The sequence below is a fragment of the Arthrobacter sp. GW460-12-1-14-TSB2 genome (assembly GCF_059423525.1).
The window spans coordinates 1-25099 of sequence record NZ_JBWKYC010000032.1; the positions used below are offsets into that span (position 1 = coordinate 1).

Genomic DNA, 25099 nt, shown 5'->3' on the forward strand with positions numbered 1-25099 from the left:
GGCCCCTGTGGCGTCCGGCCCCACGCCGCCGCCCGAAACGCTGCCGGGTCCGCAGCCCCCTCCGCCGGTTGCCCCGTTTCCCCTTGCCTTGGCCAGCCAGGACGTGGAGGTGGTTCCCGGTGCCGGCCCGTCGGTGGCACTGACATTCGACGCCGGCGCCAACTCGGCCGGCCTCCCCTCGATCCTGCAGACCCTGGCGGGCGCAGGGGTCCGCGGGACGTTCTTCCTGACGGGATCCTGGGCTGCGGCCAATCCTGCCGGGGTGGCCGCCATCGTGGCGGGCGGCCACCGTGTGGGCAACCACTCCCAGACACACCCGGACTTCACCGGCCTGCCGGACGCCGGTATCGGGGACCAGGTCCGCGCGGCGGAGCAGGCAATCGTGGCCGCCGGAGCAGACCCGCGGCCGCTGTTCCGGTTCCCGTTCGGGGCCCGCGATGCACGAACCATCGCCGCCGTGAACAACCTGGGGTATGTGCCGGTGCGCTGGTCCGTCGACACGCTCGGCTGGAAGGGAACCAGCGGCGGTGTCACGGCGCAGCAGGTGGCGGACCGTGCGTTGACCGCCCTGCAGCCCGGTGAAATCGTCCTGATGCACATCGGGTCCAACCCGACCGACGGCTCAACCCTGGACGCTGACGCCCTGCCGGGAATGATCGAGAGAATGCGCCAGGCTGGCTACGGCTTCGTCACGCTGGACAGCCTGGTCGCCGGTTAGCCAGCCGCAGAGCTTGCCGGGGAGCCAACCGGAAGAGGGGTCCAACGTCACTGGGCAGGCCCGGCCATCGCTGGTAGGACTGAGCCATGACTGAGTCGCCAACCGTTGCCGCCGCGCTGGCCCCGGTTGACGCCGTGGTGTTCGACCTCGACGGCGTGGTCACGGATACTGCGGAACTCCACGCGGCCGCATGGAAGGAACTCTTCGACGCAGTCCTCCAGGACCGCCGGATTCCGCAGGATGCCCGGCGCGATCCGTTTACGGACACCGATTACCTGCGCTTCGTGGACGGCCGCACCCGGGAAGACGGCGTGACGGCGTTCCTGCAGTCGCGGGGGGTCACACTGCCGGCGGGCGGGCACGCTGATGGCCCCGGGGAGTGGACCGTAGTGGGGCTGGGCGCACGCAAGAACGGCATCTTCGAAGAACTGCTGGGGCGCCGGCCTGTCCCTGTTTTCCCTGAAACGGTTGCCCTGCTGGAACGGCTCAAGGCAGGGAAGGTCCCGGTGGCGCTCGCAACTGCCAGCCGGAACGCCCGGGCCGTGCTGGCAGCCGCCGGCCTCCACGACACCTTCGACCTCGTGGTGGACGGAAACACGGCAGCGCAGCTGGGGCTGGCCGGCAAACCCGACCCCGCCTTGTTCCTCCATGCTGTCCGGGAGCTCGGGGTGGAGCCCGGACGTGCGGTGGTCATCGAGGACGCCGTGGCCGGCGTGGCAGCGGGCCACCGCGGCGGATTCGGACTGGTGGTGGGGATTGACCGGGCCGGGCACCGGGCGGAGCTGGAGGCCGCGGGAGCCGACGTCGTCCTTGAAGACGTCAGCGAACTGGACCTCGGCCTGGTCATCGCGGACCCCTGGCAACTCGTCTATGAGGGATTCGACCCCGCGCACGAAGGCCACCGGGAGGCCCTGACCACGCTGGGCAACGGGTATATGGCCACGCGGGGCGCCGCCCCTGAACACCGCCGGGACGGTGTGCACTATCCGGGAACGTACCTCGCCGGTGTCTACAACCGGCTCACCAGCGTGATCCAGGGGCAGGAGACCGAAGACGAACACATGGTCAACATGCCGGACTGGCTGCCGCTGGACCTTTCCGTGGAGGGCGGCCGGTGGTGGTCCGACGGCGGCCTGCAGCTCCGCAGCGAGCGCCGCACGCTCGATCTGAAGCGTGCCCTGCTGACGCGGGAGACCGTATTGGAGGACGACGCCGGCCGGCAGCTTCAGGTGGTCCAGCGCCGGCTGGTGTCCATGGCGGAACCGCACCTCGCCGCGCTCGAGATGACGGTGATCGCCGTGGGATGGAACGGACGGGTGGCCATCCGCAGCGGCTGCGACACGGACATCACCAACTCGAACGTGCCGGTGGAAGCCCTCCTGTCCAACCGTCACCTGGCAGGCATCACGGTCTCCGGTGCCGACGACGGTCCAGGAGTAGCTACCCAGGTGGTTTTGGCGCGGACGAGCCAGAGCAGGATCGGCATTGCACTGGCCAGCCGGACCGAAGTACCCGCCAGCCTGCATCCCGCCACGCCTGAAGAGCTCGGCGGACTGTTCGCGCACCGCTTTGATGCGGAGCTCCGGGACGGCATTCCGGTAACCGTCACCAAGACCGTGGCAGTGGTGACGTCCCGCGACCACGCCATTTCCTCACCCCGGACCGCCGCCCTGGACGTCCTGAACCGCGCCAGGGGCGGCTTCGAGGAGCTGCTGGCCAGTCACGAGGCGGCGTGGAGGGGACTGCTCACGCCCTTCATCATCGAGTTCGACGCATCCAACCAGGCCCAGCTGATCCTGAACCTGCATGTCTTCCACCTGCTCCAGACCATATCCGCGCATACCGCGGAGCTGGACGCCGGTGTTCCCGCCCGCGGCCTGCACGGCGAAGGCTACCGGGGGCACATTTTCTGGGATGAACTCTTTGTCCTGCCCCTCCTGACATCCCGGCTTCCCGCCGTGACGCGGGCGCTCCTTGATTACCGGTGGCGCCGGCTGGGGACCGCCCGGGACGCCGCCAGGGCGGCAGGGTTCAAGGGTGCCCTGATTCCTTGGCAGAGCGGCAGCGACGGCCGGGAGGAAACACCCAAACTGCTGTTCAACGCCCGTTCCGGCCACTGGGTACCGGACTACTCCCATATGCAGCGCCACTCGGGCCTCACGGTGGCGTACAACGCCTGGCAGTACTTTGAAGCCACCCAGGACCGGGCCTGGCTGATGCACCACGGTGCGGAAATCATTGTGGAAGTGGCCCGGCTGTTCGCGTCGATGGCCGAACACGACCCTGCCGACGACAGATTCCATATCCGGGCTGTGGTGGGCCCCGACGAGTACCACACCGGCTACCCCGACAACCCCGGGGGAGGCCTGGACGACAACGCCTATACCAACGTCATGGCGGCCTGGGTGTGCGATCTGGCGGTGTGGATCATGAGTTCCCTGCACGGCTTCGACATGGACGATTTCCGCAATCGGCTGCGCGTCACTGAAGGCGAAATCGAGGCCTGGGCGAAGCTTGGCCGGAGGGTATTCGTGCCGTTTCACGCCGACGGCATCATCAGCCAGTTCGCCGGCTACGAAAATCTCCAGGAGCTGGACTGGGAGCACTACCGCCGCACCTACCGGAACATCCAGCGCCTGGACCTCATCCTCGAAGCCGAGGGCACCAGCACCAACCATTACCAGCTGGCCAAACAGGCGGACGTCCTCATGTTGCTTTACGTCCTCGGTGAAGACCAGCTCACCACCTTCCTCGACCGGCTCGGGTATGCCGTGACGTCCGGGCAAATCGCACGGACCGTTGACTTCTACCTCGCCCGGACCGCCCACGGATCCACCCTGAGCCGCGTGGCGCACGCTTCGGTGCTGGCGCAGCTTGATCCGGAGAGGGCGTGGGACACCTTCCGGGAGGCGCTCGACGCGGACCTGGACGACACCCAGGGCGGCACCACCAGGGCGGGAATCCACCTGGGCGCCATGGCCGGATCCATCGACGTGGTTCAGCGGAGCTTCGCCGGGCTGCGCATCACGAGGGACGCCCTGGATTTCGCACCCCGCCTTCCGAAGGAACTCCGCAGGGTCACGTTCAACGTGCGGTACCGGGACCAGCTCCTGGCAGTGCACCTGGAGAAGGGCCGGCTCCGGGTTAGCGCGGCCCCGGGTGACGCCTCCCCGGTGCAGGTCCGGCTCGGCACCCAGCAGGTCCTGCTGCACGCCGGGCAGGAACACGAATTCCGGCTGGGCTAATTCCGGCTGGGCTAATTCCGGCTGGGACCCGGAACCTGAGGCGGGTTTGCGGCTAGGACATATGCAGGACGGCGGCCCCGGTAATACGGTCCGCGGCAAGGTCCTGAAGGGCCTGGCCAGCTGCCTCCATCCGGTAGGGCACGGTGGTGGGGCGCAGCGGAATGTCCGCCGCGATGCGGAGGAACTCCTCGCCGTCGGCCCTGGTATTTGCGGTGACGCTGCGAAGCTGCCGTTCCTGGAAAAGCTCGGATCCGTAATGGATCGGCGGGATGTCGCTCAGGTGGATGCCGGCCACTGCAAGCGTGCCCCCTCGGTCCAGGGCGCGCAGCGCCTGCGGCACCAGCCAGCCCACCGGGGCAAAAAGAATGGCCGAATCGAGCGGGACGGGAGGTTCGTCGTCGGCGTCCCCGGCGAAAGCCGCCCCGAGTTCCAGGGCGAGGCGCCGGGCCTCCTCGGAGCGGGTCATGACGTACACGCTGGCTCCGCGGTGCATGGCCACCTGGGCGGCCAGGTGGGCGGAACCGCCGAAACCGTAGATGCCGAGGCGCCCGCCGTCCGGGACCTGGGCCCGGCTCAGTGCGCGGTAGCCGATGATCCCCGCGCACAGCAGGGGAGCGGCCTGTTCGTCCGAAAAGACCTCCGGGATCCGGTAGGCGTAGTCCTCGTTGACCGTCACCCGGTCCGCGTAACCGCCGTCCCGGTCCCAGCCCGTGAAGGTGGGGGACAGGCACAGGTTTTCCTGCGAACGGAGGCAGAAGCGGCAGCGTCCGCAGGTTGCCCCAAGCCAGGCGACGCCCACGCGTTCCCCGATCCGGAACCTGGTGGCACCTTCGCCGAGCTCCAGCACTTCCCCCACCACTTCATGGCCCGGAATGATGCCGGGCTGGCGGGGCGGCAGGTCACCTTCTGCCAGATGGAGGTCGGTGCGGCATACTCCGCACACGCGCACGGCAAGCAGGACCTCTCCCGGCCCGGGGATTGGATCAGGGCGCTCGCCGAACACTAACGGATGCCCCGTCACCACGGGCCCCGGTTTGCCAACCCACCAAGCACGCACGGCACACTTCCTTGTCTGCTATTCCGGGACGGTTTTTACCGCGTGATCAGCAGGTTGCACAGCGCCCGCTCCAAGGCCGAGGACACGGTGCTCCCCGGATGGCCTTCCCGGTGATGGGCGCCCAGGACCAGGACGTCGGCCTGCGCCGCGGCGGTCAGGAGTTCCTTGGGAACGGGGTGGGCCTCCAGCAGGATGCCCTCCACGGGAACGTCGGGGGCGAGGCTCCTTGCGAGTTCTACCGCCTGGTCCAGGAGTTCCTTGCCATGCAGCGGCGCGTGCCGCCCGTGCGCTGCGTGGTGCTGATCCCCGGCCACATGGATCAACTGAAGGGGCACGTTGAAGGCGGCAGCCAGCCGGGCCGCCTCCGCCACCACCTGCTCACGCCGGGGTTTTTCGTCTATCCCGGCCGCGACGGGCTGGCCGGAACGGTTCGGGTAGCGGACCACCATCAGGGGGCACGGTGAGTGGACGGCAAGGTCGAGGCAGGCGGAACCCACCAGCTGCCCCAGGAAGCGGCCCATGCCGCGGTGGCCCACGGCGAGGACACTCGCGCCGTCCGCCGCAGCGCGGAGAACCTGGCCGGGAAGCCCCGGCTCGATGACGCCGTCGATCTCCAGGTGGTGCGCCACGCCTTCGGTGCCCTCCCGCCCGGCTGCCACTTCGGAAGCCACCTCGTCAGCCACCGAGCGGGCGAGGTCCAGGCCTTCCTGGAGGGTGGCTTCGGCGGCGTGCCGGAGCCCGCTGCCCTCAACGCCTTTTACGGGACCAAGGTTTTTGGTGAAGACGGGCCATACCCACGCATGGATTACCTTCAGTTTTCGGTTGGTGGCGGCGGCATATCCGGCGGCCCAGCGGACGGCAAGCTGTGCCGGTTCGGACCCGTCGTAGCCCACCGCGACCGGTCCGTCCGGATTCGGCGCGTTCCTCGGTGAGGCCGTCGGCATGGGCCCTCCCCTCCATAGGCGATGGCGGCGCAATGTCCACCCAGTAGAGTCGGGAGTGCCCGTCCGCGCTAGGGGCTTTGGTCCCGTTCGTCGTCCCGGCGTTTGCGCTCATGGCGTTCGCGCAGGTCGCGTCCGCGCCGGATGTCCTCTTCTTCCCGGAGCTGAAGTTTATCGCTTTGCTTGGTGTCCCGGGGCGGCAGCTGGATCGTTTCCTCGGCTTCAATACCGGCCTGCAGCTGGCGGCCGCGTTCCATCTCGGCGTCGAACTCGGCGCCGAACAGCAGGGACATGTTCAGGATCCACAGCCAGAGCAATGCGATGATGACTCCACCGATTGCGCCGTAGGTCTTGTTGTAGCTGTTGAAGTTGGCCACGTAGAAGCCGAACGCCAGGGAAGCCAGCAGGAACACCACAACAGCGATGGCGGATCCCATGCTCATCCAGCGGAATTTCGGCTGTTTGACGTTTGGGGTGGCGTAGTAAAGGATGGCGATCGCCGCGATGACCAGCACCAGCATCACCGGCCACTTGGCGATGTTCCAGACAGCCAGGAACGCTCCGCCCAGGCCGATGACGTTCCCGACGGACTCCGCCACCGGCCCGCTGAGCACGAGCATCGCGGCCAATACGACGACGATCAGCAAATTGACGAGAGTGACGCCGAGCATGGTGCCACGGAGCTTGAGGAACGGCCGGCCCTCATCGATCTCGTACACCCGGTTCATGGCCCGCCCAAAGGCCCCCACATAGCCGGACGCGGACCACAGGGCCGTCAGGATACCGATGATCAGGGTGAGGCCGGCAGCCGAGGAGCTTGCCAGGTCTTCAACCACCGGGCGCATCGTGTTTACGGTCTCGCCCGGAGCGATGCCCTGGACGATGTCGAGCAGTGCGGCGGTGGTTTTCTGGGCGTCTCCGAAAATACCGAGGAGGGACACCAGCGCTAACAGCGCCGGGAAGATTGAAAGCACGGAGTAGTAGGTGAGTGCCGCAGCGAGGTCCGGGCACTGGTCCTTCGTGAACTCCCGCAGCGTCTTCTTCGCGATGTACTTCCAAGAGGGCTTGGTGACGTCGCCGGGGCTGTCGGGCTTACGGGAATCATCCGGCGCGGGCGCCGTGCGGGCCTTGGCGGTGCTGCTCTCAGCGGTCTCGGCGTCGTCCATGGAGCCAGTTTCCGCCTGGGTGAAGTTCTTGGCCATTGGAATCTTCTTTCGTGGTTAAGCGCAGCGGCCGGCTGCCCAGCGCATCAGCGAGGGCAACCGGCCGTCTTCCCGATCGGGCTATACCTGCTGGACGTTGTCCTTGGCGTCCGCGGCGCGGTACTTGACGTCGTCGACCGCGCCTTGGCCCTCGGCCTTGACATGGTCGGTGGCTTGGGCGGCAGTAGCCTTGACGTTTTCCATGGCTTCCTGCGCGGGTGCCTTCAGGCCTTCAGCGACTTCCTTGGCGGCTTCAGTCAGCTCCGTGGTGAGCGGCTCGGCCTTGGTCTTGAGCGCGTCGGCGGCCTCGCGCTCCTTCTCACTTGCCGGGATCAGCGACGAGAACAACATTCCCGCGCCGAAGGCGATCAGCCCGGCCGCCAGCGGATTGCCCTGCGTCCTGGCACGGACCTGGCGGGGAGTGTCCCCGATGGCCGCGCCGGCGTCCGACATGTGGGCTCCGGCGCCGCTGGCGCCCGAATGCACCCGGTCAGTGGTGTGATCCGTTGCTCCCATGACTTTCTCCTTCACGCCGAACACGGCGTCCTTCACTTTGTCCGTCTGGCGGTGGACGATATTCGACGGGGTAACTTTGTCAGCCACGGCGTCGACGTTGGTGCCGAGCCGCGCGCGCGTTGCTTCGATGTCGGCGCGGATGGCGTCCGGGTTTTCACTCATCGTGTGTACCTCGAGCTCTCTTGTACCTGGGTCTAGTGGCTGGGTTTGAGGGTGGGGGGTATTTCCTGGAGCGTCTCCGCCGTCTGCGGCATGCCCTTGATCGCGTTGAGCTGCTTGCGGCCAACGGACGCCAGGACGGCGGCGATGATGCCCCAGAGAACGGCGAGGACGACGGCAGACCAGCCGAGTCCCATGGCCGTTCCCAGTGCCCACCAGATGGCCAGGGACAGGAACAGGAGGACGAAGTGGCCGGCCACGCCGGCCCCGGCGAGCATCCCGCCGCCTTTCCCGGCCCGGGAAGCGGACTGCTTCAGTTCGGCCTTGGCGAGGTCCACCTCCTGGCGCATCAGCGTGGAGAGGTCCCGCGTCACGTCGCCCAGCAGGTCACCGAGGGAGGTGTTGTCAGCCTTCGCATGCGCGGCCGTGGAAGGTGTTTCGGGATACTGGCTGCTCATCGCTGCCCTCCGCGCCAGGGGTCATCGCGCAGGGCGTCCCCACGGGACGGGTCGTCGGCCAAGGGGTCGGCGGCCAGCGGATCCTTCGCCAGCGGATCTGCGGCCCACTGATCCTGCTGCGTCTGGTCCCGGTGCATTCCTTCGTCCGCCAGCGGGTTGGGCGGGTAGGTGTCCGCCGGATAGCCTTCGGCTCCGGTCTGGGGGCTGTCAGCGTAGGCGCTGTCGCGATAATCGGTGTCGGCATAAGCACTGTCGGCGTAGGCGCCTGTGCCTGCTCCAGCCACTCCTGCGCCGGCCATGCCCGCGGTGGTGGCGTTCGGGGCCGGCATCTGCACCGGCGGCGGGGGAACCGCTGTCCCGGTGTCCGGAACGTAGCCGGGCACGCTGGAAATGGGTGCGGTAGTGGTACGGCCGCCGGCTGAGGCGTCCGTCGATTCGGGTGCGCCCGCACTGAGGCTGCGTGTCAGCCGGCCAGCCAGGATGCCAGCTCCGGCCGCCAGCATCAGGAACGTGCCCGGCCGCTGCCGGGCGAAAGTCTTCACCTCGTTCAGCAGTGAGCCGGGGTCGCGGCCTTCCAGCCATGACGCCACGGAGGCGGACCGGTCCGCAGCCTGCCGGATGAGGTCCGTGGCCACGCCGGGCTGTTCGGACGCGTCAGCCATGGAGCGGAGTTCCCCGGAAATTGAGTGGAGGCCGTGCGCTACCTTTTGCTGCTGAGCGCCAGCCTGGTCCGTGAGGTCCGTCTTAGCCTGGTAGAGCAGATCCTTGGCGTTTGCCTTGACCTCGCCGGCGACGTTGGCTGCCTCGGCTTTGGCGGTTTCCGCCACGTGCTGGGCGGAATCGGTTGCTTGGTGGGCTAGGTCCCCGGCCTCGTGTTTGGCCGTTTCCGTCTTCGACGGCGTGCCTTGGGTTATGGGAGCCGCCGGGTAGGCGGCGTCGTTTACCGAAGTTGCCGGGTAGGCGTCGTCGGTTTCCGGAGTCACCGGGTAAGCGGTTTGCTCTGCAACCCCAGGGGTGCCGTAGCTACCGTCCTGCGGCCATCGGTTCTCTGACATCTTCGCGCTCTCTTTCCAAGAAGGTCGGCTGCTGATCAAGAACCAGTAAGAACTGGCCGTTAAATAGTAAGCATGATTACTATCGGATAGTAAGTACCCTTGGTGTATTAGTTTTTCCGAGACTGGATCTTCCGGTGCATTAGCCGTCCAGCCGCCTCCGCGGATCAGCTGCGCGGGTGCAGCAGGGGAGAGCCCGCCATCCCGCGTCCGCCCGTCAGGCCTTCGATCAGCTCGCGGATGGCGTCCACCGAGGAGGTGCGCGGCTCCCACCCGAGCACCTGGCGGGCGCGGGTTGTGTCCATCACGGGCGCGCCTTCAGCCATCGCAATCCAGCCGGCATCCGTTGGCTGCAGATGTAGCCGCCAGCTCAGGTCCACGGCCGCGCGGACCAGCGGGAACGGAATGGGCAGCCACCGCCTCGCATGGAAAATCCGCGCGAGTTCCACCGGCGTAATGACAGGCTCGGCGGCAATGTTGAATGCGCCGGCGGCGCGGCGGTCGAGAACGCGCCAGTACGCGTCAGCGAGGTCGTCGGCATGAACTGCCTGGAAGGCCAGCCCGCGGGGCAACGGAACGATCGGCAGGCTGGGATTCCGCGGCAGCAGCCGGGGGATGAGGCGGCCGAGGAAGTACCGGCCGATCTGGCTGCCTGCCTCAGCCTGGAAGGAGAGCGCCGGACGCAGCATGGAGACGGTAGTACCTGGGTTCTCTGCCGCAAAGCGGTCCAGCAGGGCTTCCTGTTCGGCCTTGTGCCGGCTGTAGTGGGATTCCTGGATGCCGGTGACCGGCCAGTCCTCGGCCCGCCGCGTTTCCTTGCCGGAACGGCTGTACGCCCCCATCGAGGACGCGCACACCACGTGCCCCACCCCGGCTTCTCTGGCGGCGCGGAGGACGTTGGCCGTCCCTGTCACGTTCGTTCGGTGCAGGACCGCCTCGTCGCGGTTCGGCTGGAGGATCCACGCGAGGTGCACCACCGCATCCGCCCCTGAGAGCGCCGCGCGCAGAGGCCCGCCGTCGTCGTCCGCTATGTCCAGCGAGTGCCATTCCACGCCGGCGTACGGCGCCACCGTGTGGTCCGGCGTGCGCCGTCCGATTCCCACAAGTTCCAGAGTGCCCGACCGTTCGGTGCCGGGGCGTGCCGACCGCTCCCGCTGGAGGCGCCGCAGCAGGGCCGTGCCCACATTTCCGCTGGCGCCAGTGATGACGATCCGCATGCCCGTCCGCCTTCCGAATGGCTGGAAGCACCGGCCGACGTACCGGTCGGGCCGGCCAGCGTGTTTGGTTCGGAATTAACGCTACCGGCGATCGCACAATGAGCAACCGTATGGCTTTCCGCTTCAGTCCGCCCTGCGCCGAGGCTACGGCCGGGGCGCCGCGGGCGTCGGCGGAGGTGCGCCGGTCAACTAGGGTTGAGGCATGAGCAACACGGTGGCCGGCTAAGTGGCACGTAAGGGCCGGTCTGCCGGCAGGAACGCTGAACGTTCGACGCCGGGAGTCGTGGAAGTGCCGAAGGGAACCCGCCCTGACGGGCCGGTTGAGGGCGTGTATTACATCGACACCGGGGACTGCGAGCTGATCGCGGACCAGGACAACTCGAACGGCTGGCTCCTGCGGATCAACGGCGTCATGAGCTCGCACATCGACCTGGCGGACCCGCTCTTCCTCGATTTCGAGTACATGCGGTGGATGGCCGCGCTGGTGGAATCGCGGTGGCCCCGGGAGGCCAGGCCCAAGCTGCGCGGCCTGCACCTGGGCGGCGGTGCGTGCTCGCTGGCGCGCTACTTCCACGCCGCGTACCCGGAAGCCCGCCAGGTGGTGGTGGAGCTGGACGGCAAGCTTGCCGAATACGTCCGAGGCTGGTTCGACCTGCCCAAGGCCCCGTTGCTGCGGCTGCGCGTGGGCGAAGCGCGTGAGGTGACCGAGTCGCTGACGCCCGAGACCCGCGACGTGATCATCCGCGATGTGTTTGCCGGTGCCCTGACCCCCCGGCCGCTGACCACTGCCGAGTTCAACGGGCACGCCCAACGCGTGCTGGCTCCCGGCGGGATCTACGTGGTGAATTCCGGCGACGCTCCGGACCTGAAGAATGCACGTGAGGACGCCGCCACCATCGCGGCCGTCTTCAAGCACACCCTGATCATCGCCGACCCCGCCATGCTCAAGGGCAGGCGCTACGGCAACATGGTGATGGCCGGCAGTGACCAGCCGTTCGACGACGACCCCCAACTGGCCCGCAGGCTCCTGGGGGGCGGCGTCCCGGCCCATATCTGGGATGACGCCAAAGTGCGTGCCTTTGCAGCCGGTGCAGCCGTCCGTCATGACCCTGCACCGCCGGCACCCGGCTCGTCGGCTGCATAGCCGCCACCTATATAGCCGCCACGCAACGTAGGCGCAAGGCCGGTGCAATAAAAGCCCCGGCAGCCGCAAAGTTGACTCAAGAATCGGCTTTTGTGCCCTTTTTCGCCATCCGGGCCCTGTACTCGCTGTAAGTTTGTGGAAGCTCTCCGCTTTCCCCCAAGACCGGAGGGCAGGAAGCCCCCGCGCTTGAGTCCACTGACTCGCGCAGGGGCTTCCTTCATTCCTCCCTTGTTGCCGTCAGCCCTTGGCGTCGGGAAGTTCGGCGTCGGGAAGTTCGGCGTCGGGAAGTTCGGCGCCGGACAGGATGTCCGCGGCGATGGTGTGAAGCTTGTTGTCGCTGGCCCGTGCCGCCAGGTGCAGGAGCTCCATGGCCTGGTCCCGGCTGCAGCGGTTCTGCAGCATGACCAGGGACACTGCGGCGTCAATGACAGCCCGCGATTTGAGGGCTGAGCGGAGGTGCTCGGGATAGATCTCCGCCGGATGGACACGCAGCGCGAGTCGGAGGATCCGGGAGATCGAGTCAGTGTGCTCCTCGACGGAGGCGATCGTGGCGGCGTCGAATGCGTCGGTGCTTCGGGCATAGCAGTTCAGCGCAGCAGCGGCGCCGAGGTCGGTGCGGATCGGAACGGCGAGGACTGACCGGATGCCCTCTCCCGAGACGGCTTGCGCATAACGTTCCCACCGGCTGTCATTCAGCAGATCCGGCACCAGCACCGTGTGCTGTTCCCGGAGGGCCGTCAGGCAAGGACCGTCGTCGAAGGCATACTGCTTCTCATCCATCCGCAGCGCCTCTTCGCCACTGCTGGCCACCGTTGCCGGGCTGCCGTTGCGCTCAACCGTGATGGCACACAGCATCGGATCGCGGCCGCCCAGGCGGGAGGCGGAGATGGTGGTCAGGCCGAGGAGGAATTCCGTGAACCCCGGGCTGTCCAACAGCAGGTCCTGGAGTTGCTCAGCTGTGGGTGCGTCGTCTGTCTCGGGAGCCATGGCGGCCTCGATCCTTGAAAGCCGGGCCTCTTGGGGCTGGGCGCAGGTCGCGGACTCTTGATCGCCCGCAACCACGATGGTGGATATAGACAGATTCGACGCACTCACACCAGCGAAGGCTCTCCGACATCTCCTACTTTTGACACTACGCTGTGTGGGGGCCCGAACATAGTGCTCAGCGCCTGCCCAGCAAGGCCTCCCGGTGCTCTACTGTCTGGTCCCGGAGTGCCTGCACGACGGCGGCCACCGCCGGCCGCCGCATGGAATCGGGACGCAGCACCATCCAGTAGGGGAGCCGCTCGGAGAAGGCCTCCGGGAGCAGCCGGACCAGGTCCTGGTGGAGGTCTCCCATGAAGCAGGGCAGGAAGCCGATGCCTGCGCCGGCCCGGGTCGCCTCCACGTGGACGAAAACGTTAGTGGAGCTCAGGCCGTCCTTCATGGCGGGGACGAGCCGGCGCGGGGCATCGAGGTCATCCACCTGGAGCATCGAGTCGACGAAATAGACCAGCGGATGTTCGGTTAGCTCCTCCACTGTTGCCGGCGTTCCGTTTTCGGCCAGGTACGCCCGGGAGGCGTACATTCCCAGCACATACTCGCCCAGTTTGAAGGCCTCGGCACGGTGCACCTGGGGCTCGCCCACCACCACCTCGATGTCGAGTCCGGAGCGCTGCTGCAGGGCCCGCCGGGTGACGGTCACGATCTCCACGCTGAGCCCGGGGTGCTGGCGGCGCAGCCCCGCCACCGCCGGGGCGGCGATGTAGGCGCTGAAGCCGTCAGTGGCGGTCATGCGGACAACACCTGTGATGGGGTCCGGTGCTTTGCCGGGCTGGCCCAGGCTGCGCACGGCCTGTTCAACCTGCTCGGCCACCAGCACGGCCTCCGCGCCGAGTTCAGTGAGCTCCCAGGCGCCGGCCGCGCGGGAGAGGACACGGCCGCCCAGTGTTTTCTCCAGCGCCGCAATCCGGCGCGAAACGGTGGTGTGGTTCAGTCCCAAGGCCTGCGCCGCCGTCGTGAATTTGGCTGAGCGGGAGACGGCCAGCAGGACCAGAAGGTCATCGGGATTAGTGTCCATATCTGCAATTCTGCACACAAGGGGTGCTGGTTTGGCCATTGAAGTGCAGAGTTTCTGCGGCAATACTCATCTGAGCCCATTCAGTGCTGTGGATCACAGCGCGTGTCATCGTGGACACTAAGGAGAACAAACATGAGCGTAGAACAACGCTCGGCAACACCGGCCGATTCCGCCCCAAAGGGCGCGGGCCTCAAGAAGATCGTCGCAGCATCCATGGTTGGCACCGTGGTGGAATGGTACGAATTCTTCCTCTACGCCACCGCAGCAACCCTGGTGTTCGGAAAATACTTCTTCCCCGCCACCGGCAATGAGCTGGACGGCATCATCCAGGCCTTCATCACCTACGCCGTTGGCTTCGTGGCCCGCCCGCTCGGCGGCATCGTCTTCGGCCAGATCGGCGACAAGCTGGGCCGCAAGCCCACACTGCAGCTCACCATCGTGATCATCGGTGTGTCCACCTTCCTGATGGGCTGCCTCCCCGGTTTTGCCGAGATCGGCTACCTCGCACCGGCACTCCTGGTATTCCTGCGGTTCATCCAGGGCTTCGCGCTGGGCGGCGAATGGGGCGGCGCGGTGCTTCTGGTTGCCGAGCACAGCCCCAACAAGTCACGCGGATTCTGGTCCAGCTGGCCGCAGTCCGCCGTTCCCGTGGGCAACCTGCTGGCAACCCTGGTCCTGTTCATCATGTCCAACGTCCTGAGCAGCGCGGACTTCCTCAGCTGGGGCTGGCGCGTGGCGTTCTGGCTCTCCGCCGTGATCGTGTTCGTCGGCTACTACATCCGCACTAACGTCTCCGAGTCGCCGATCTTCCTCGAAGCGAAGGCACAGCTGGAGCAGGAACAGGCTGTCAGCTACGGCGTCGGCGAGGTCATCCGCAAGTACCCCAAGGGCATCCTGCAGGCCATGGGCCTCCGGTTCGCGGAAAACATCATGTACTACCTCGTGGTGAGCTTCGCGATCGTGTACCTCAAGAGCGTCCACAAGTACGACACTTCCTCGCTCCTGCTGGCGCTGCTGATCGCCCACCTCATCCACTTCCTGGTCATCCCGCAGGTGGGACGGCTCGTGGACAGCTGGGGCCGCAAGCCCGTCTACCTGGTCGGCGCCATCACGGGAGCCACCTGGCCGTTCTTCGCCTTCCCCATGTTCGATACGCGCAACCCCGTCATCATCGTGACTGCCGTGACGATCGGCCTGTGCCTGCACGCCTTTATGTACGCCGGCCAGCCCGCCCTCATGGCCGAGCTCTTCCCCACCCGGATGCGCTACGCCGGGGTGTCCCTGGGCTCACAGGTCACCTCGATCTTCGCCGGTTCGCTGGCGCCGCTCCTGGCCACCCAGTGGCTCAAGGACACCGGATCATGGGTGCCCACCGCCATCTACCTGGTAGTGGCGTGCGCCATCACCACGGTGGCAGTGTTGAGCCTCAAGGAAACCAAGGGCATCGCCCTGGAGGACGTGGACCGGGCCGACGCCGAACGCGAAGGCCTGCCTGTAGCAGCCACACGCTGAGCTGCCTGAGTTTCTTGGCCGGCTCCGGCCCCGCTGGAGCCGGCTGGCTCGTTGAAAAATCTTTGAACTGGAAGGCTGGTTATGGAAAACACGCTGAACGGCCGCAAGGCTCTGGTCACCGGGGGAGCCGGCGGCATCGGCGCTGCCAGTGTGCGGGCCCTCGCCGCGCGGGGCGCCAAAGTGGTGATTGCCGACGTCGACGAGGCCGCCGCTGCGACACTTGCCGATGAAGTGGGCGGCACCGCCTGGGCGGTGGACCTGCTGGATGTGGATTCCCTGGCAACCCTCAGCCTGGACTGCGACATCCTGGTCAACAACGCCGGGATCCAGCGCATCAGCCCCATTGAGGAATACGATCCGGCCGACTTCCGCCGGATCATCACCCTCATGCTCGAAGCGCCGTTCCTGCTGATCCGGGCGGCGCTGCCGCACATGTATGCGAACAACTTCGGCCGGATCATCAACCTCTCGTCGGTGCACGGAATCCGCGCCTCCCCGTTCAAGAGCGCGTACGTTTCCGCCAAGCACGGCCTGGAAGGGCTCAGTAAAGTGACGGCACTGGAGGGCGGGGAACACGGGGTCACTTCGAACTGCATCAACCCCGGCTATGTTCGCACGCCCCTGGTGGAGTCGCAGATCGCCGACCAGGCCAAGGTCCACGGCATCCCCGAATCCGAGGTGCTGGCGAAGATCATGCTGACCGAGTCCGCCATCAAGCGGCTCGTGGAACCGGAAGAAGTCGCCTCGCTGGTCGCCTGGCTCGCCTCGAACGACGCCGGTATGGTCACCGGCGCCAGCTACACGATGGACGGCGGCTGGTCGGCTCGCTAGTTTCCGTGCCGCCCGCAGTTGCGGGCGGCACAAACTAGTGCTTTGTGCCTGTTAAAGCGAGCGTTCCTCCCAGGGCGATCATCATTGCTCCTCCTGTGGTGCTGAGCGTGGAGATGCGCCGGGGGGAGCGGGCGAACCACTGGCGGGCGGTGCCTGCTGCCAGCGCCCAGATGCTGTCCGAGACGAGGGCGATCAGCAGGAACACCGCCCCCAGGGTGGCCAGCTGCAGCGGGATTCCGCCGGCGGAGTACTCCACGAACTGCGGAAGGACCGCCACGAAGAACACCAGCGATTTCGGGTTGGTGGCACCCACAACGAATCCTTGCCGGAGGACCCGGAAAGTGTCGCCGGCACGGGAAGGATCGGCCGCCGTCGTACTTGTTCCCCGGTGCCGGATGGCCTGGATGCCGAGGAACACGAGGTAGGCGGCGCCGGCGAACTTCACGATGGTGAAGAGCAGGACGGACTGCGCCAGGGCAACGCCCACACCGAACGCCACCGCAACGATCTGCGGGACCATTCCCAGCGCGTTTCCCAGGACACTCAGCAGTCCGCCCTTGCGTCCCAGGGCCAGGCTTCGTCCGATCACGAACAGCACGCTGGGCCCGGGGACGGCAATCAGGACAGCGGCGGCCAGGGCAAAAGTCAGCAGATTGCTCAGTGGAACCATGACTGATTTTAGCGCCGGGCGGCCCGCTAGTCCGGCGTCCTGACCTGCCGATAGTCGTAGTAGACCACCTCGGGCACCAGGTCGGGGTGGGCGTCAGCCGCCGTCCGCAGGCCCAGCGACGAGCCGTGGATGACCGTCACCACGCCAAGCCGGCGGCCGTTGAACGGGTCGTCGCCGAGGACCACGTCCCCGATCTTGAACGGCACGGTTGCCGTTCGCACTTTTTCGGCGGCGGCGTTCAGCCACGAGATCAAGCGGCGCCGGTCACGGGGGAAGGGAGGCCGGGAGGCTGGATGATCCTTCATCAAAACCACTCCTTTGCAGTGCCTGAACCAGCACGACTCGCAGGCGGTCCGGATGCTGCGACAAGTAGTTCAAGTCCGGTCTGCGCTTGGTGTCCAAGCTAAAGCCAAATCCCACCCGTCGCTTGCGTAACTCCTACCTCTTCTGTACCGTCCAACACTCGAAATTTATTGCGGACTACTTGCCCGGTTCTGCAGTCCTCGACCCCGTCTCATCCACGAGTTCGGCGCGGGCGCGGCCATGGCCGCGGACCCACAGGCGGTAGGCCACCACCAGCAGGCCAAGCCACACTGCACCCACGTAGAGGGCAACCCGGGAATCCTCGAACGCACCCAGGATCGCGATCACCAGTGCCATGAACGCGATGGTCAGGACTGAGGCTGCCGGCCACCACGGTGACGGGAATTCCGACGCCGGAAGCCCCTTGCGGGCGATCTCGCGTTTCATGGCCACATGCGATGCCAGGATCATGACCCAGACCCAGACAGTGGCAAAGGTGGCGATCGAAGCGATCAGCAGGAACACGTCCTCCGGCATGACGGCGTTCAGGATCACGCCCACCAGCAGGACGCCGGCCATCATCACCACAGTCATCCACGGCACTCCGTGGCGGGACACCTTGCCGAAGCTGGCTGGAGCATGGCCCTGCCGGGCGAGTCCAAAGAGGATGCGGCCGGCTCCGAATATGTCGCTGTTGATGGCGGAGAGGGCCGCGGTAATCACCACGGCGTTGAGGATGTGCGGTGCGGCGGGAATGCCAAGGCCACTGAAGATCTGGACGAACGGACTGCCGTTGGCGCCCACCTCGTTCCACGGAAACAGGCTCATCAGCACGGCCAGGGTCAGCACATAGAACAGCAGCACCCGCACGGGCACGGTGTTGACCGCTTTGGGAATGACCTTCTTGGGGTCGGCCGCTTCACCGGCCGTGACGCCGATGGTTTCGATCCCGCCAAAGGCGAACATCACGACGGCGAACGAGGCCAGGAGCCCTTCGAAGCCGTTGGGGAACAGGCCCCCGTGCTCGACGAGGTTGCCGATCCCCGGAGCGACCGTTGCCCCGCCGGCCTGGAAACCGAAGATGATGATGGCTGCACCGCCGGCGATCATGGCGATGATGGCCACGACTTTGATCAGCGAGAACCAGAACTCCAACTCCCCGAAAACCTTGACGCTGAGCAGGTTCAGGGCCGCCAGGAAGAAGATGATGGCCAGGACCCAGATCCAGCGCTCCACGTCGGGGAACCAGAACCCCATGTAGATACTGAAGGCCGTGACGTCCGCGATGGCCACGATCGCCATCTCGAACACATACGTCCAGCCGGTCACGAATCCGGCCAGCGGACCGAGGTAGCGGCTGGCGTACTGGCCGAACGAGCCGGAAACGGGGTGCCGCACCGCCATCTCGCCCAGCGCCCGCATCACCATGAACACAGCGGCGCCACCGATCATGTAAGCCAGGAGGACCGCCGGACCGGCCTTCTGGATGGCGGAGGCTGAGCCGTAGAACAGGCCTGTGCCGATGGCCGACCCCAGGGCCATGAAGCGGATGTGGCGGATGTTCAGTCCGCGGTTCAGGACGGTGTTGACGGCGGTGCCGGCAGCGGCGCGGACGGTGCTTCCGGCGGTGCCGGGTGACATCGTGGTGTCTTCGGGCGCGGTTTGTCCTGCTGTTTTGCTTGCTGTTGGGGCTTGTTGCATGCGAATACCTTCTCGTCATTGGGAGGGGGATCGCTATCCAGCAGACCATTTTCGCGCCCTACGTGATGAGCCTCACGGCGGTTTGGTGTCTTTCATCTCAGACTGTCCGGGCGGCTTCCAGGAGTACTGGCGCGAACGGACAGTTGCGGCCCCTGGAGGCGTCATGAGTGACGCCGGCAATAATGTCGGTGCCTCCGGAGATACTTTGGGTATGGAGAGCCAGGCAGCTGTGAAGACGATGGAGGCCATCGAGGCCTCCGTCTCCGCGTTGGCTGTTCTTGTTCGCCGCGGGACGGGAAACATTGGCTCGACCAGTGCTGACCCTCTTCGTGACCAGGCAGATGCGTGCCTGGACGGACTGGCCGAGGTGGCGCGGGCGGAAGCCCGACTGGCTGCCCTGAAGGTGCACTTCGCCGCCGGCTACGCGGATGCTGCCATAGCCTTGGCGCCACCCGCCGTGTCCTCGCAAGCCCACACCGCGCAGGACATGGCCGTGACCGCTGAGGTTGCGTGCGTCCTGACGGTCAGCGAACGCACCGCCGGTGCCCTCCTGGCCGAAGCCCAAACACTGACCAATACCTTGCCGCTGACGATGTCCGCGCTACAGTCCGGGAGTATTTCGTGGCAGCATGCCCGGATCATGGTGGACGAAACCACCAACCTCGACAAGGCGGGGGCTGCGGGTTTGGAGGCACATTTCCTGGACCCGGACGCCCCCGCCGCTGCGCGTGGCTGCCCGGCCGGAGAACTTGTCCCGGCCCGGTTCCGGGCGAAGGTCCGTACCTGGCGGGAACGGCACCATCCGGTCAGCATCGAAGTGCGCCATGCCCGGGGCGTCGCTGACCGCCGGGTGGAATACACCCCGGACCGCGACGGCATGGCCTGGCTCTCCGCGTACCTGCCCGCCAGCCAGGCGGCAGGTATCTGGGACCGCACCACCGCCGCCGCAAGGGCCCTCCAAGGAGCGGACGAGGCCAGGACCCTTACCCAACTCCGTGCCGATGTTGCCGCGACCTGGCTCCTGACCGCAGGGCGCGAAACTGCGGGCCGTGAGTTGGCTGGCAAGGTTCCTTCCCCTGCGGCGCAGGTGCTCATCACCGTTCCGGTGCTCTCGTTGCTCGGCCTATCCGAGGAACCGGCCATGTTGGACGGGTACGGCCCGGTCCCGCCGTCCATGGGGCGCGCCCTTGTCGCTGACGGGGCATCGTCGTTCCTGAGGGTGTTGACGGACCCCCGTGACGGTGCGCCGTTGGAGATCGGACGGGCCAGCTACCGCATCTCCAAAGCGCTGCGGCAGTGGCTGCGGCTAAGGGACGGGAAATGTCCGTTCCCTGGCTGTAACAACCAGTCACTGGACAATGACGCCGACCACCTCCTCGCCTGGGCTCGCGGCGGGACCACGGGGATCAGCAACCTCGGCCAACCGTGCCCCAAACACCACCGCCTCAAACACGCCACCGGGTGGACACCCACCAGTGCCAGCGCCAATGAACCGCCGGGCTGGACTTCCCCCGCAGGCCGCCATTACGCCAGCGAACAACCAGACTGGGAACCACCTCTCTGGCCAAGCCAGATCTTGGCCATGACCATTAGTCCCGATCCGGGCACACTTGATCCGGACATACTTGGCCCAGGCGTGCCCGACTACCACGACGACCCGCCGCCCGAATGCGATCTGACGGACCGTCCGCTAGCCGAGGACCCTTTCACGGACTGGGAGCTCTTCCTGGCATACGACTCGTACGCTCCTGCTTAGGAAAGTGCTGTCGGCCCCCGCGCGCTGCGCCCAGTACCTTGCCGCAGCAGAAGCTGCCGCCCAGGCTGAAAAAGATGCATCGTCCTCGACCGGACGGGAACAGCCGTCCGCCGAGACTGCGCCTGCTTCCGGGAACAAGCCCGGCGGCCTCACCGGCTGGACCATCCTGCTCATTCTCGGTGTGGCAGTGCTTGCTGCAGGGGCCATCTTCGGAGTCCTACGGCAGCGGAACGGAGCACGCTAATCGGAGCGCGCCAAACGGGCGGACGTCACCGGTAGCCGCTGGCGTCCGCCGGGCGCCCCGCTTCCTGGACCTCAACAAGATAGCGCCAGCAGTCCGGCCGCGAGCCGTCGATATCGGTGAAGCCGTACTCCAGTGCCAGGCCTCCGGAGGAGAACGAGCCACCGGTCCGACCATGCACGTCCGGGTCCGCGGCCAAGGCCGCGACCGCGCGGCCCACAAAGCGCGGGCTTTCGGAGATAGCGGCGAAATGGGGCTGGATGGCCGCAGCATCCCGCCAGTTCTCTTCGGTGACGCCGAAATGCTCCAGCATCATTTCGGAGCGCATCCAGCCCGGCGTGAGCGCCACCGCGGTGCAGCCGAACTGCTTCAGTTCCTCCGCCTGGCTGAAGGCGAGCCGCAGCACTGCATTCTTGGCGAGGTCGTAGAACGTCGACACGCGGTAGTGCCCGGCGTTGTACTCCCGGGTGCCGTCGGTCATTTCCACCACCAGGCCGCCGGGGTTCCGGATGAGCAGCGGCAGTGCGAAATGGCTGGTGATCAGGTGAGTATCGACGGCGGTGTGCAGCATCCGCAGGCCGGAATCCAGATGGTGGGCCCACACCGGAGCGTCCCATTCGATGAGGTTTTCCCCGCCCCAGATGTCGTTGACCAGAATGTCCAGGCGTCCGTGGTCAGCGTCGACCCGCTGCACCAGCGACTGTACGGCCGCGGGGTCCAGATGGTCCACCGCCACGGGAATGCCGACTCCACCTGCGGCATTGACCTGCACCGCTGTTTCCTCGAGGGTCTCCGGCCGGTCGTAGTCGGACCTTCGGCCCCCGGCGCTTCGGCCGGTGCAGTACACGGTGGCGCCCGCTTCGCCCAGGGCGACGGCGGTGCCCCGGCCGGCGCCCCGCGTGGCCCCCGCCACCAGGGCGACTTTTCCTGCCAGCGGTTTGGTCATGGCTGTGTTCCTATCCCTCCTGCTGCAGGGCCAGCAAGATGATGGCGGCGTTGATGCCGAGGGCAATGAGCCACCACTTGTTGAAGGTCAGCAGGAGCAGCGCGGCTGACAGGGTTGCTCCCGTGATGGTCGCCGGCAGCCACCATGGTGCCCCGGCGATAAGTCCCACGCCGCCGGCCGTCAACACAACGGCGGCCGCATCGGCCAAGGCGGCCGCAGTGCGCCTGACATTGCCGGCGAAAGGGGAGTGGCCGGCGTCGAACGGGGCCTTCGGATCGGCCTTCGGCAGCCAGATGGCGAGATGGATCAAGCCGTGGGCGATCAGGAAGAGCCCGGCAATCCAAACCATGGTGGCCTCCTCGCAGCGGTACGTGACCTCCATCGAAGCACCGGATGGGAGAAACGGCATAGGGGCGGAAGCCCCCGGCCAGTCCCCGGCCAGTGCCCGGCCAGTGCCCGGCCTCCCGCTGGCCGTGCATGTCTGGTATCCCGGATGGCAAAGTGGTTCGATGGCCGTTTACGGTGTCACGCAGGGAACACGCTTAAGTACGGGATACCGGACACCCCTTGATCCGGCGCGAACGATGGAGGAAGCATGGCGGACAGCGAATCGCCCGCACGAACAGCGGCCAAGGCGCCTGTGAAGGTGGCGTCGAAAGTCCCGGCGGCGGAAAATACCTTGCGAATCCTCAAACTCCTGGCTTCCAAGCGCGGTCCGATGGCGGCGTCGAACATTGCCACGGCTCTGGGGTTGCCGCGCTCAAGCGTCTACCACCTGCTCGGCGTCATGGAGGCCAACGGCTTCGTGATGCACCTGCATGAGGAGCAACGGTACGGACTGGGCATCAGCGCCTTCGAACTCAGCTCCGCGTATTCGCGGCAGGAGCCGCTGTCCCGGATCGGCCGGCCGATGCTCGCCTCGCTGGTGGACGTCGTTGGCGAAAGTGCGCACCTGGCAGTGCTGCACGGCCGCGATGTGTTGTACATCGTGGAGGAGCGCGCCAAGAACCGGCCGTCCCTGGTGACCGACGTCGGCGTCCGGCTGCCCAGCCACCTCACTGCCAGCGGGCGGGCCATCCTCGCGGCGCTGCCCAAGTCGCAGGTCCGCGCGCTGTACCCGAATGCCGCCGCCTTCACCGCCCGGCACGAGGTGGAGGGCGCCATCATGAAGTACTCGGCGCTGTCCTCGCACCTGGACCAGGTCCGTCAGCGCGGCTACGCCACGGAACACGGCGAGGTGACTCCCGGTTTCGGCTCGATTGCTGCCGCGGTCACGGACCACGTGGGATGGCCGACGGCGGCCGTCGCCGTCACGTTCCTCGAGGACAAACTGCCGGCTGACCAATGGCCGGCACTCGCTGCCCGCGTCCGGAAAGTGGCGGACGAGTTGTCCATACGCATCCACGGCCGCCCGGCCACGTAAGTCCCCCCGAGTAAGCCCGCAGCTCCACCCAACTGACTGGCAGTTAACGTCGTCAAACGGGCGTTTCGCGACGTTATCTGCGAGTCAGTTGGGCACGGAGGGGCGCGTCTGGAATCCCGGACAGCACCGGCTTCAACCCACTGTTTCCGGGGCTGTGGACACGCTTTAGTTGATACAGAACCTCAACGAGCCGGCGGACGCCGGACAAACCATCAAGCACACGAAGGAGCGCCTCATGGCACCCGCCGATTTCACCACCGGTGCCCGCCCGGTCAAAGCAGCCCGCGGCACCGAGCTCACCGCCAAGAGCTGGCAGACGGAAGCACCGCTGCGCATGCTGATGAACAACCTGGACCCCGAGGTTGCCGAACGCCCGGACGACCTGGTGGTCTACGGCGGCACCGGCCGCGCGGTCCGGTCCTGGGCCGCGTTCGATGCGATCACCCGCACCCTGGAAACCATGGAAAAGGACGAGACCCTCCTGGTCCAGTCCGGCAAGCCCGTGGGCGTCTTCCGCACCAACGAGTGGGCGCCGCGCGTGCTGCTGGCCAACTCCAACCTCGTCGGCGACTGGGCAAACTGGCCCGAATTCCGCCGGCTCGAGGCCGAGGGCCTGATGATGTACGGCCAGATGACCGCAGGGTCCTGGATCTACATCGGCACCCAGGGCATCCTGCAGGGCACCTTCGAGACCTTCGCCGCGATCGCCCGCAAGCTCACCGGTGACGAGAACGGCACCCTCGCCGGCACCCTGACCCTCACCGGCGGCTGCGGCGGCATGGGCGGCGCCCAGCCGCTCGCCGTCACGCTGAACGACGGCGCCTGCCTGATTGTCGACGTCGACGAAAGCCACCTGCGCCGCCGCGCCGGCAAGCGCTACCTCGACGAGGTCGAAACCGACCTCGACGCCGCCATCGCCAAGGTCCTCAAAGCCAAGGAAGAGCGCCGCGGCTGGTCCGTGGGCTACGTCGGCAACGCCGCCGAGGTCTTCCCGGAGATCCTGCGCCGCCACAACGCCGGCGAGCTCACGGTGGACATCGTCACGGACCAGACCTCCGCGCACGATCCCCTGAGCTACCTCCCCGAGGGCATCACGGTGGAGGAATGGCACCGCGAGGCAGCCGCCGATCCGGAGGGCTTCACCAAGAAGGCCCAGGCTTCGATGGCCAAGCACGTCCAGGCGATGGTGGAGTTCCAGGACGCCGGCGCCGAGGTCTTCGACTACGGCAACTCCATCCGCGACGAGGCCCGCAAGGGCGGCTACAACCGCGCCTTCGAGTTCCCCGGATTCGTCCCGGCCTACATCCGGCCCCTGTTCTGCGAGGGCCTGGGCCCGTTCCGCTGGGTGGCGCTCTCGGGTGACCCGGAGGACATCCGTGTCACGGATGAGGCCATCAAGGAACTGTTCCCGGAGAACAAGCACCTGCACCGCTGGATCGACGCCGCGCAGGAGCGCGTCGAGTTCGAAGGCCTGCCGGCCCGCATCTGCTGGCTGGGCTACGGCGAACGCGCCAAGGCCGGCCTGCTGTTCAACCAGCTCGTCAAGGAAGGCAAGGTCAAGGCACCCATCGTGATCGGCCGCGACCACCTCGACTCCGGCTCCGTCGCCTCGCCGTACCGCGAGACCGAAGCCATGGCCGACGGTTCCGACGCAATTGCCGACTGGCCGCTGCTCAACGCCCTGCTCAACACTGCCTCCGGCGCCACCTGGGTGTCCATCCACCACGGTGGCGGCGTGGGCATCGGCCGCTCCATCCACGCCGGCCAGGTCTCGGTCGCCGATGGCACCGACCTCGCTGCGGAAAAGCTCGCGCGCCTCCTCACCAACGACCCCGGCATGGGCGTCATCCGCCACGCCGACGCCGGCTACGACCGCGCCGTCGAGGTCGCCAAAGAACGCGGCGTCCGCATCCCCATGAACGAAACCCGCTAACCAAGACCCAACCCA

23 protein-coding genes are annotated in these 25099 nt (G+C 66.8%); 9 read left to right on the forward strand and 14 right to left on the reverse strand.

All coding sequences use genetic code 11. The annotated features are described in order from the left end of the window. The coding region (locus AC07YR_RS21970) for a polysaccharide deacetylase family protein (RefSeq protein WP_494735255.1) at positions 1–718 on the forward strand (718 nt) is incomplete at its 5' end. 86 nt (positions 719–804) lie between these two features. Then, positions 805–3963, forward strand: a complete 3159-nt coding sequence (locus AC07YR_RS21975; protein ID WP_494735256.1) for a beta-phosphoglucomutase family hydrolase — start codon at positions 805–807, stop codon at positions 3961–3963. A 52-nt stretch (positions 3964–4015) separates the two neighbouring features. Here the strand turns inward: AC07YR_RS21975 and AC07YR_RS21980 are convergent, their stop codons facing one another. From AC07YR_RS21980 to AC07YR_RS22010, 7 genes are all read right to left on the reverse strand, one after another. Beyond that, positions 4016–5020: a zinc-dependent alcohol dehydrogenase family protein gene (locus AC07YR_RS21980; protein WP_055801446.1), complete on the reverse strand. Its 1005-nt coding sequence runs from the start codon at positions 5018–5020 to the stop codon at positions 4016–4018. Positions 5021–5055: 35 nt separating this feature from the next. Continuing rightward, the gene (locus AC07YR_RS21985) at positions 5056–5964 is read right to left on the reverse strand and encodes a universal stress protein (protein WP_494735257.1); all 909 of its coding nucleotides are present in this window, start codon (positions 5962–5964) and stop codon (positions 5056–5058) included. A gap of 68 nt (positions 5965–6032) precedes the next feature. Then, positions 6033–7163: a YihY/virulence factor BrkB family protein gene (locus AC07YR_RS21990; protein ID WP_436056465.1), complete on the reverse strand. Its 1131-nt coding sequence runs from the start codon at positions 7161–7163 to the stop codon at positions 6033–6035. An 81-nt stretch (positions 7164–7244) separates the two neighbouring features. Continuing rightward, positions 7245–7841 carry a DUF3618 domain-containing protein gene (locus AC07YR_RS21995; protein WP_494735258.1) on the reverse strand — a complete coding sequence of 199 codons (597 nt, stop codon included), beginning with the start codon at positions 7839–7841 and terminating at the stop codon, positions 7245–7247. Positions 7842–7873: 32 nt separating this feature from the next. Beyond that, positions 7874–8296, reverse strand: coding sequence for a phage holin family protein (locus AC07YR_RS22000; RefSeq protein ID WP_494735259.1), 423 nt, complete (start codon positions 8294–8296; stop codon positions 7874–7876). Next, positions 8293–9351, reverse strand: coding sequence for a hypothetical protein (locus AC07YR_RS22005; RefSeq protein ID WP_494735260.1), 1059 nt, complete (start codon positions 9349–9351; stop codon positions 8293–8295). Before AC07YR_RS22005 ends, AC07YR_RS22000 begins: the two co-directional genes overlap by 4 nt. A 164-nt stretch (positions 9352–9515) precedes the next feature. Then, positions 9516–10565, reverse strand: coding sequence for an NAD-dependent epimerase/dehydratase family protein (locus AC07YR_RS22010; protein ID WP_494735261.1), 1050 nt, complete (start codon positions 10563–10565; stop codon positions 9516–9518). A 226-nt stretch (positions 10566–10791) separates the two neighbouring features. Here AC07YR_RS22010 and AC07YR_RS22015 point away from each other — a divergent pair, with 226 nt between their 5' ends. Beyond that, a complete protein-coding gene (locus AC07YR_RS22015; RefSeq protein ID WP_494735262.1) occupies positions 10792–11709 on the forward strand; it encodes a spermidine synthase in 918 nt (305 codons plus the stop codon). Positions 11710–11946: 237 nt separating this feature from the next. Here the strand turns inward: AC07YR_RS22015 and AC07YR_RS22020 are convergent, their stop codons facing one another. Together AC07YR_RS22020 and AC07YR_RS22025 are read right to left on the reverse strand one after the other, a co-directional pair. After that, entirely contained in the window at positions 11947–12696 is a 750-nt protein-coding gene (locus tag AC07YR_RS22020; RefSeq protein WP_494735263.1) for a GAF and ANTAR domain-containing protein, read from the reverse strand. Between the two features lie 175 nt (positions 12697–12871). Beyond that, positions 12872–13768 (reverse strand): LysR family transcriptional regulator, encoded by an 897-nt coding sequence (locus AC07YR_RS22025; RefSeq protein WP_055801421.1) that lies wholly within the window; start codon positions 13766–13768, stop codon positions 12872–12874. A 132-nt stretch (positions 13769–13900) separates the two neighbouring features. Here AC07YR_RS22025 and AC07YR_RS22030 point away from each other — a divergent pair, with 132 nt between their 5' ends. Then, complete coding sequence (locus tag AC07YR_RS22030; protein ID WP_055801420.1) at positions 13901–15280, forward strand: MFS transporter; 1380 nt, start codon at positions 13901–13903, stop codon at positions 15278–15280. A gap of 81 nt (positions 15281–15361) precedes the next feature. Then, a complete protein-coding gene (locus AC07YR_RS22035; protein WP_055801419.1) occupies positions 15362–16111 on the forward strand; it encodes a 3-hydroxybutyrate dehydrogenase in 750 nt (249 codons plus the stop codon). Between the two features lie 34 nt (positions 16112–16145). On the opposite strand, the gene AC07YR_RS22040 is transcribed toward AC07YR_RS22035, so the two are convergent. The 3 genes from AC07YR_RS22040 to AC07YR_RS22050 form a co-directional block, all read right to left on the reverse strand. Next, entirely contained in the window at positions 16146–16781 is a 636-nt protein-coding gene (locus tag AC07YR_RS22040; RefSeq protein WP_055801416.1) for a LysE family translocator, read from the reverse strand. Positions 16782–16807: 26 nt separating this feature from the next. Continuing rightward, positions 16808–17086 (reverse strand): hypothetical protein, encoded by a 279-nt coding sequence (locus tag AC07YR_RS22045; RefSeq protein ID WP_055801414.1) that lies wholly within the window; start codon positions 17084–17086, stop codon positions 16808–16810. Between the two features lie 175 nt (positions 17087–17261). Then, on the reverse strand, positions 17262–18725 hold the full coding sequence (locus tag AC07YR_RS22050) for an amino acid permease (protein ID WP_494735272.1): 1464 nt from the start codon (positions 18723–18725) through the stop codon (positions 17262–17264). A gap of 271 nt (positions 18726–18996) precedes the next feature. Here AC07YR_RS22050 and AC07YR_RS22055 point away from each other — a divergent pair, with 271 nt between their 5' ends. Both AC07YR_RS22055 and AC07YR_RS22060 read left to right on the forward strand, forming a co-directional pair. Next, positions 18997–20541: an HNH endonuclease signature motif containing protein gene (locus AC07YR_RS22055; protein WP_494735273.1), complete on the forward strand. Its 1545-nt coding sequence runs from the start codon at positions 18997–18999 to the stop codon at positions 20539–20541. A 4-nt stretch (positions 20542–20545) separates the two neighbouring features. Continuing rightward, positions 20546–20785 carry a hypothetical protein gene (locus tag AC07YR_RS22060; RefSeq protein ID WP_494735264.1) on the forward strand — a complete coding sequence of 80 codons (240 nt, stop codon included), beginning with the start codon at positions 20546–20548 and terminating at the stop codon, positions 20783–20785. Between the two features lie 25 nt (positions 20786–20810). On the opposite strand, the gene AC07YR_RS22065 is transcribed toward AC07YR_RS22060, so the two are convergent. After that, positions 20811–21728 (reverse strand): SDR family oxidoreductase, encoded by a 918-nt coding sequence (locus tag AC07YR_RS22065; protein ID WP_494735265.1) that lies wholly within the window; start codon positions 21726–21728, stop codon positions 20811–20813. Positions 21729–21738: 10 nt separating this feature from the next. Then, the gene (locus tag AC07YR_RS22070) at positions 21739–22077 is read right to left on the reverse strand and encodes a hypothetical protein (protein ID WP_494735266.1); all 339 of its coding nucleotides are present in this window, start codon (positions 22075–22077) and stop codon (positions 21739–21741) included. A 246-nt stretch (positions 22078–22323) separates the two neighbouring features. Here AC07YR_RS22070 and AC07YR_RS22075 point away from each other — a divergent pair, with 246 nt between their 5' ends. Both AC07YR_RS22075 and hutU read left to right on the forward strand, forming a co-directional pair. Continuing rightward, the gene (locus tag AC07YR_RS22075; RefSeq protein ID WP_055801401.1) at positions 22324–23151 is read left to right on the forward strand and encodes an IclR family transcriptional regulator; all 828 of its coding nucleotides are present in this window, start codon (positions 22324–22326) and stop codon (positions 23149–23151) included. A gap of 235 nt (positions 23152–23386) precedes the next feature. Then, the gene (gene hutU / locus AC07YR_RS22080; RefSeq protein ID WP_436056474.1) at positions 23387–25084 is read left to right on the forward strand and encodes a urocanate hydratase; all 1698 of its coding nucleotides are present in this window, start codon (positions 23387–23389) and stop codon (positions 25082–25084) included. Positions 25085–25099: the final 15 nt, after the last annotated feature.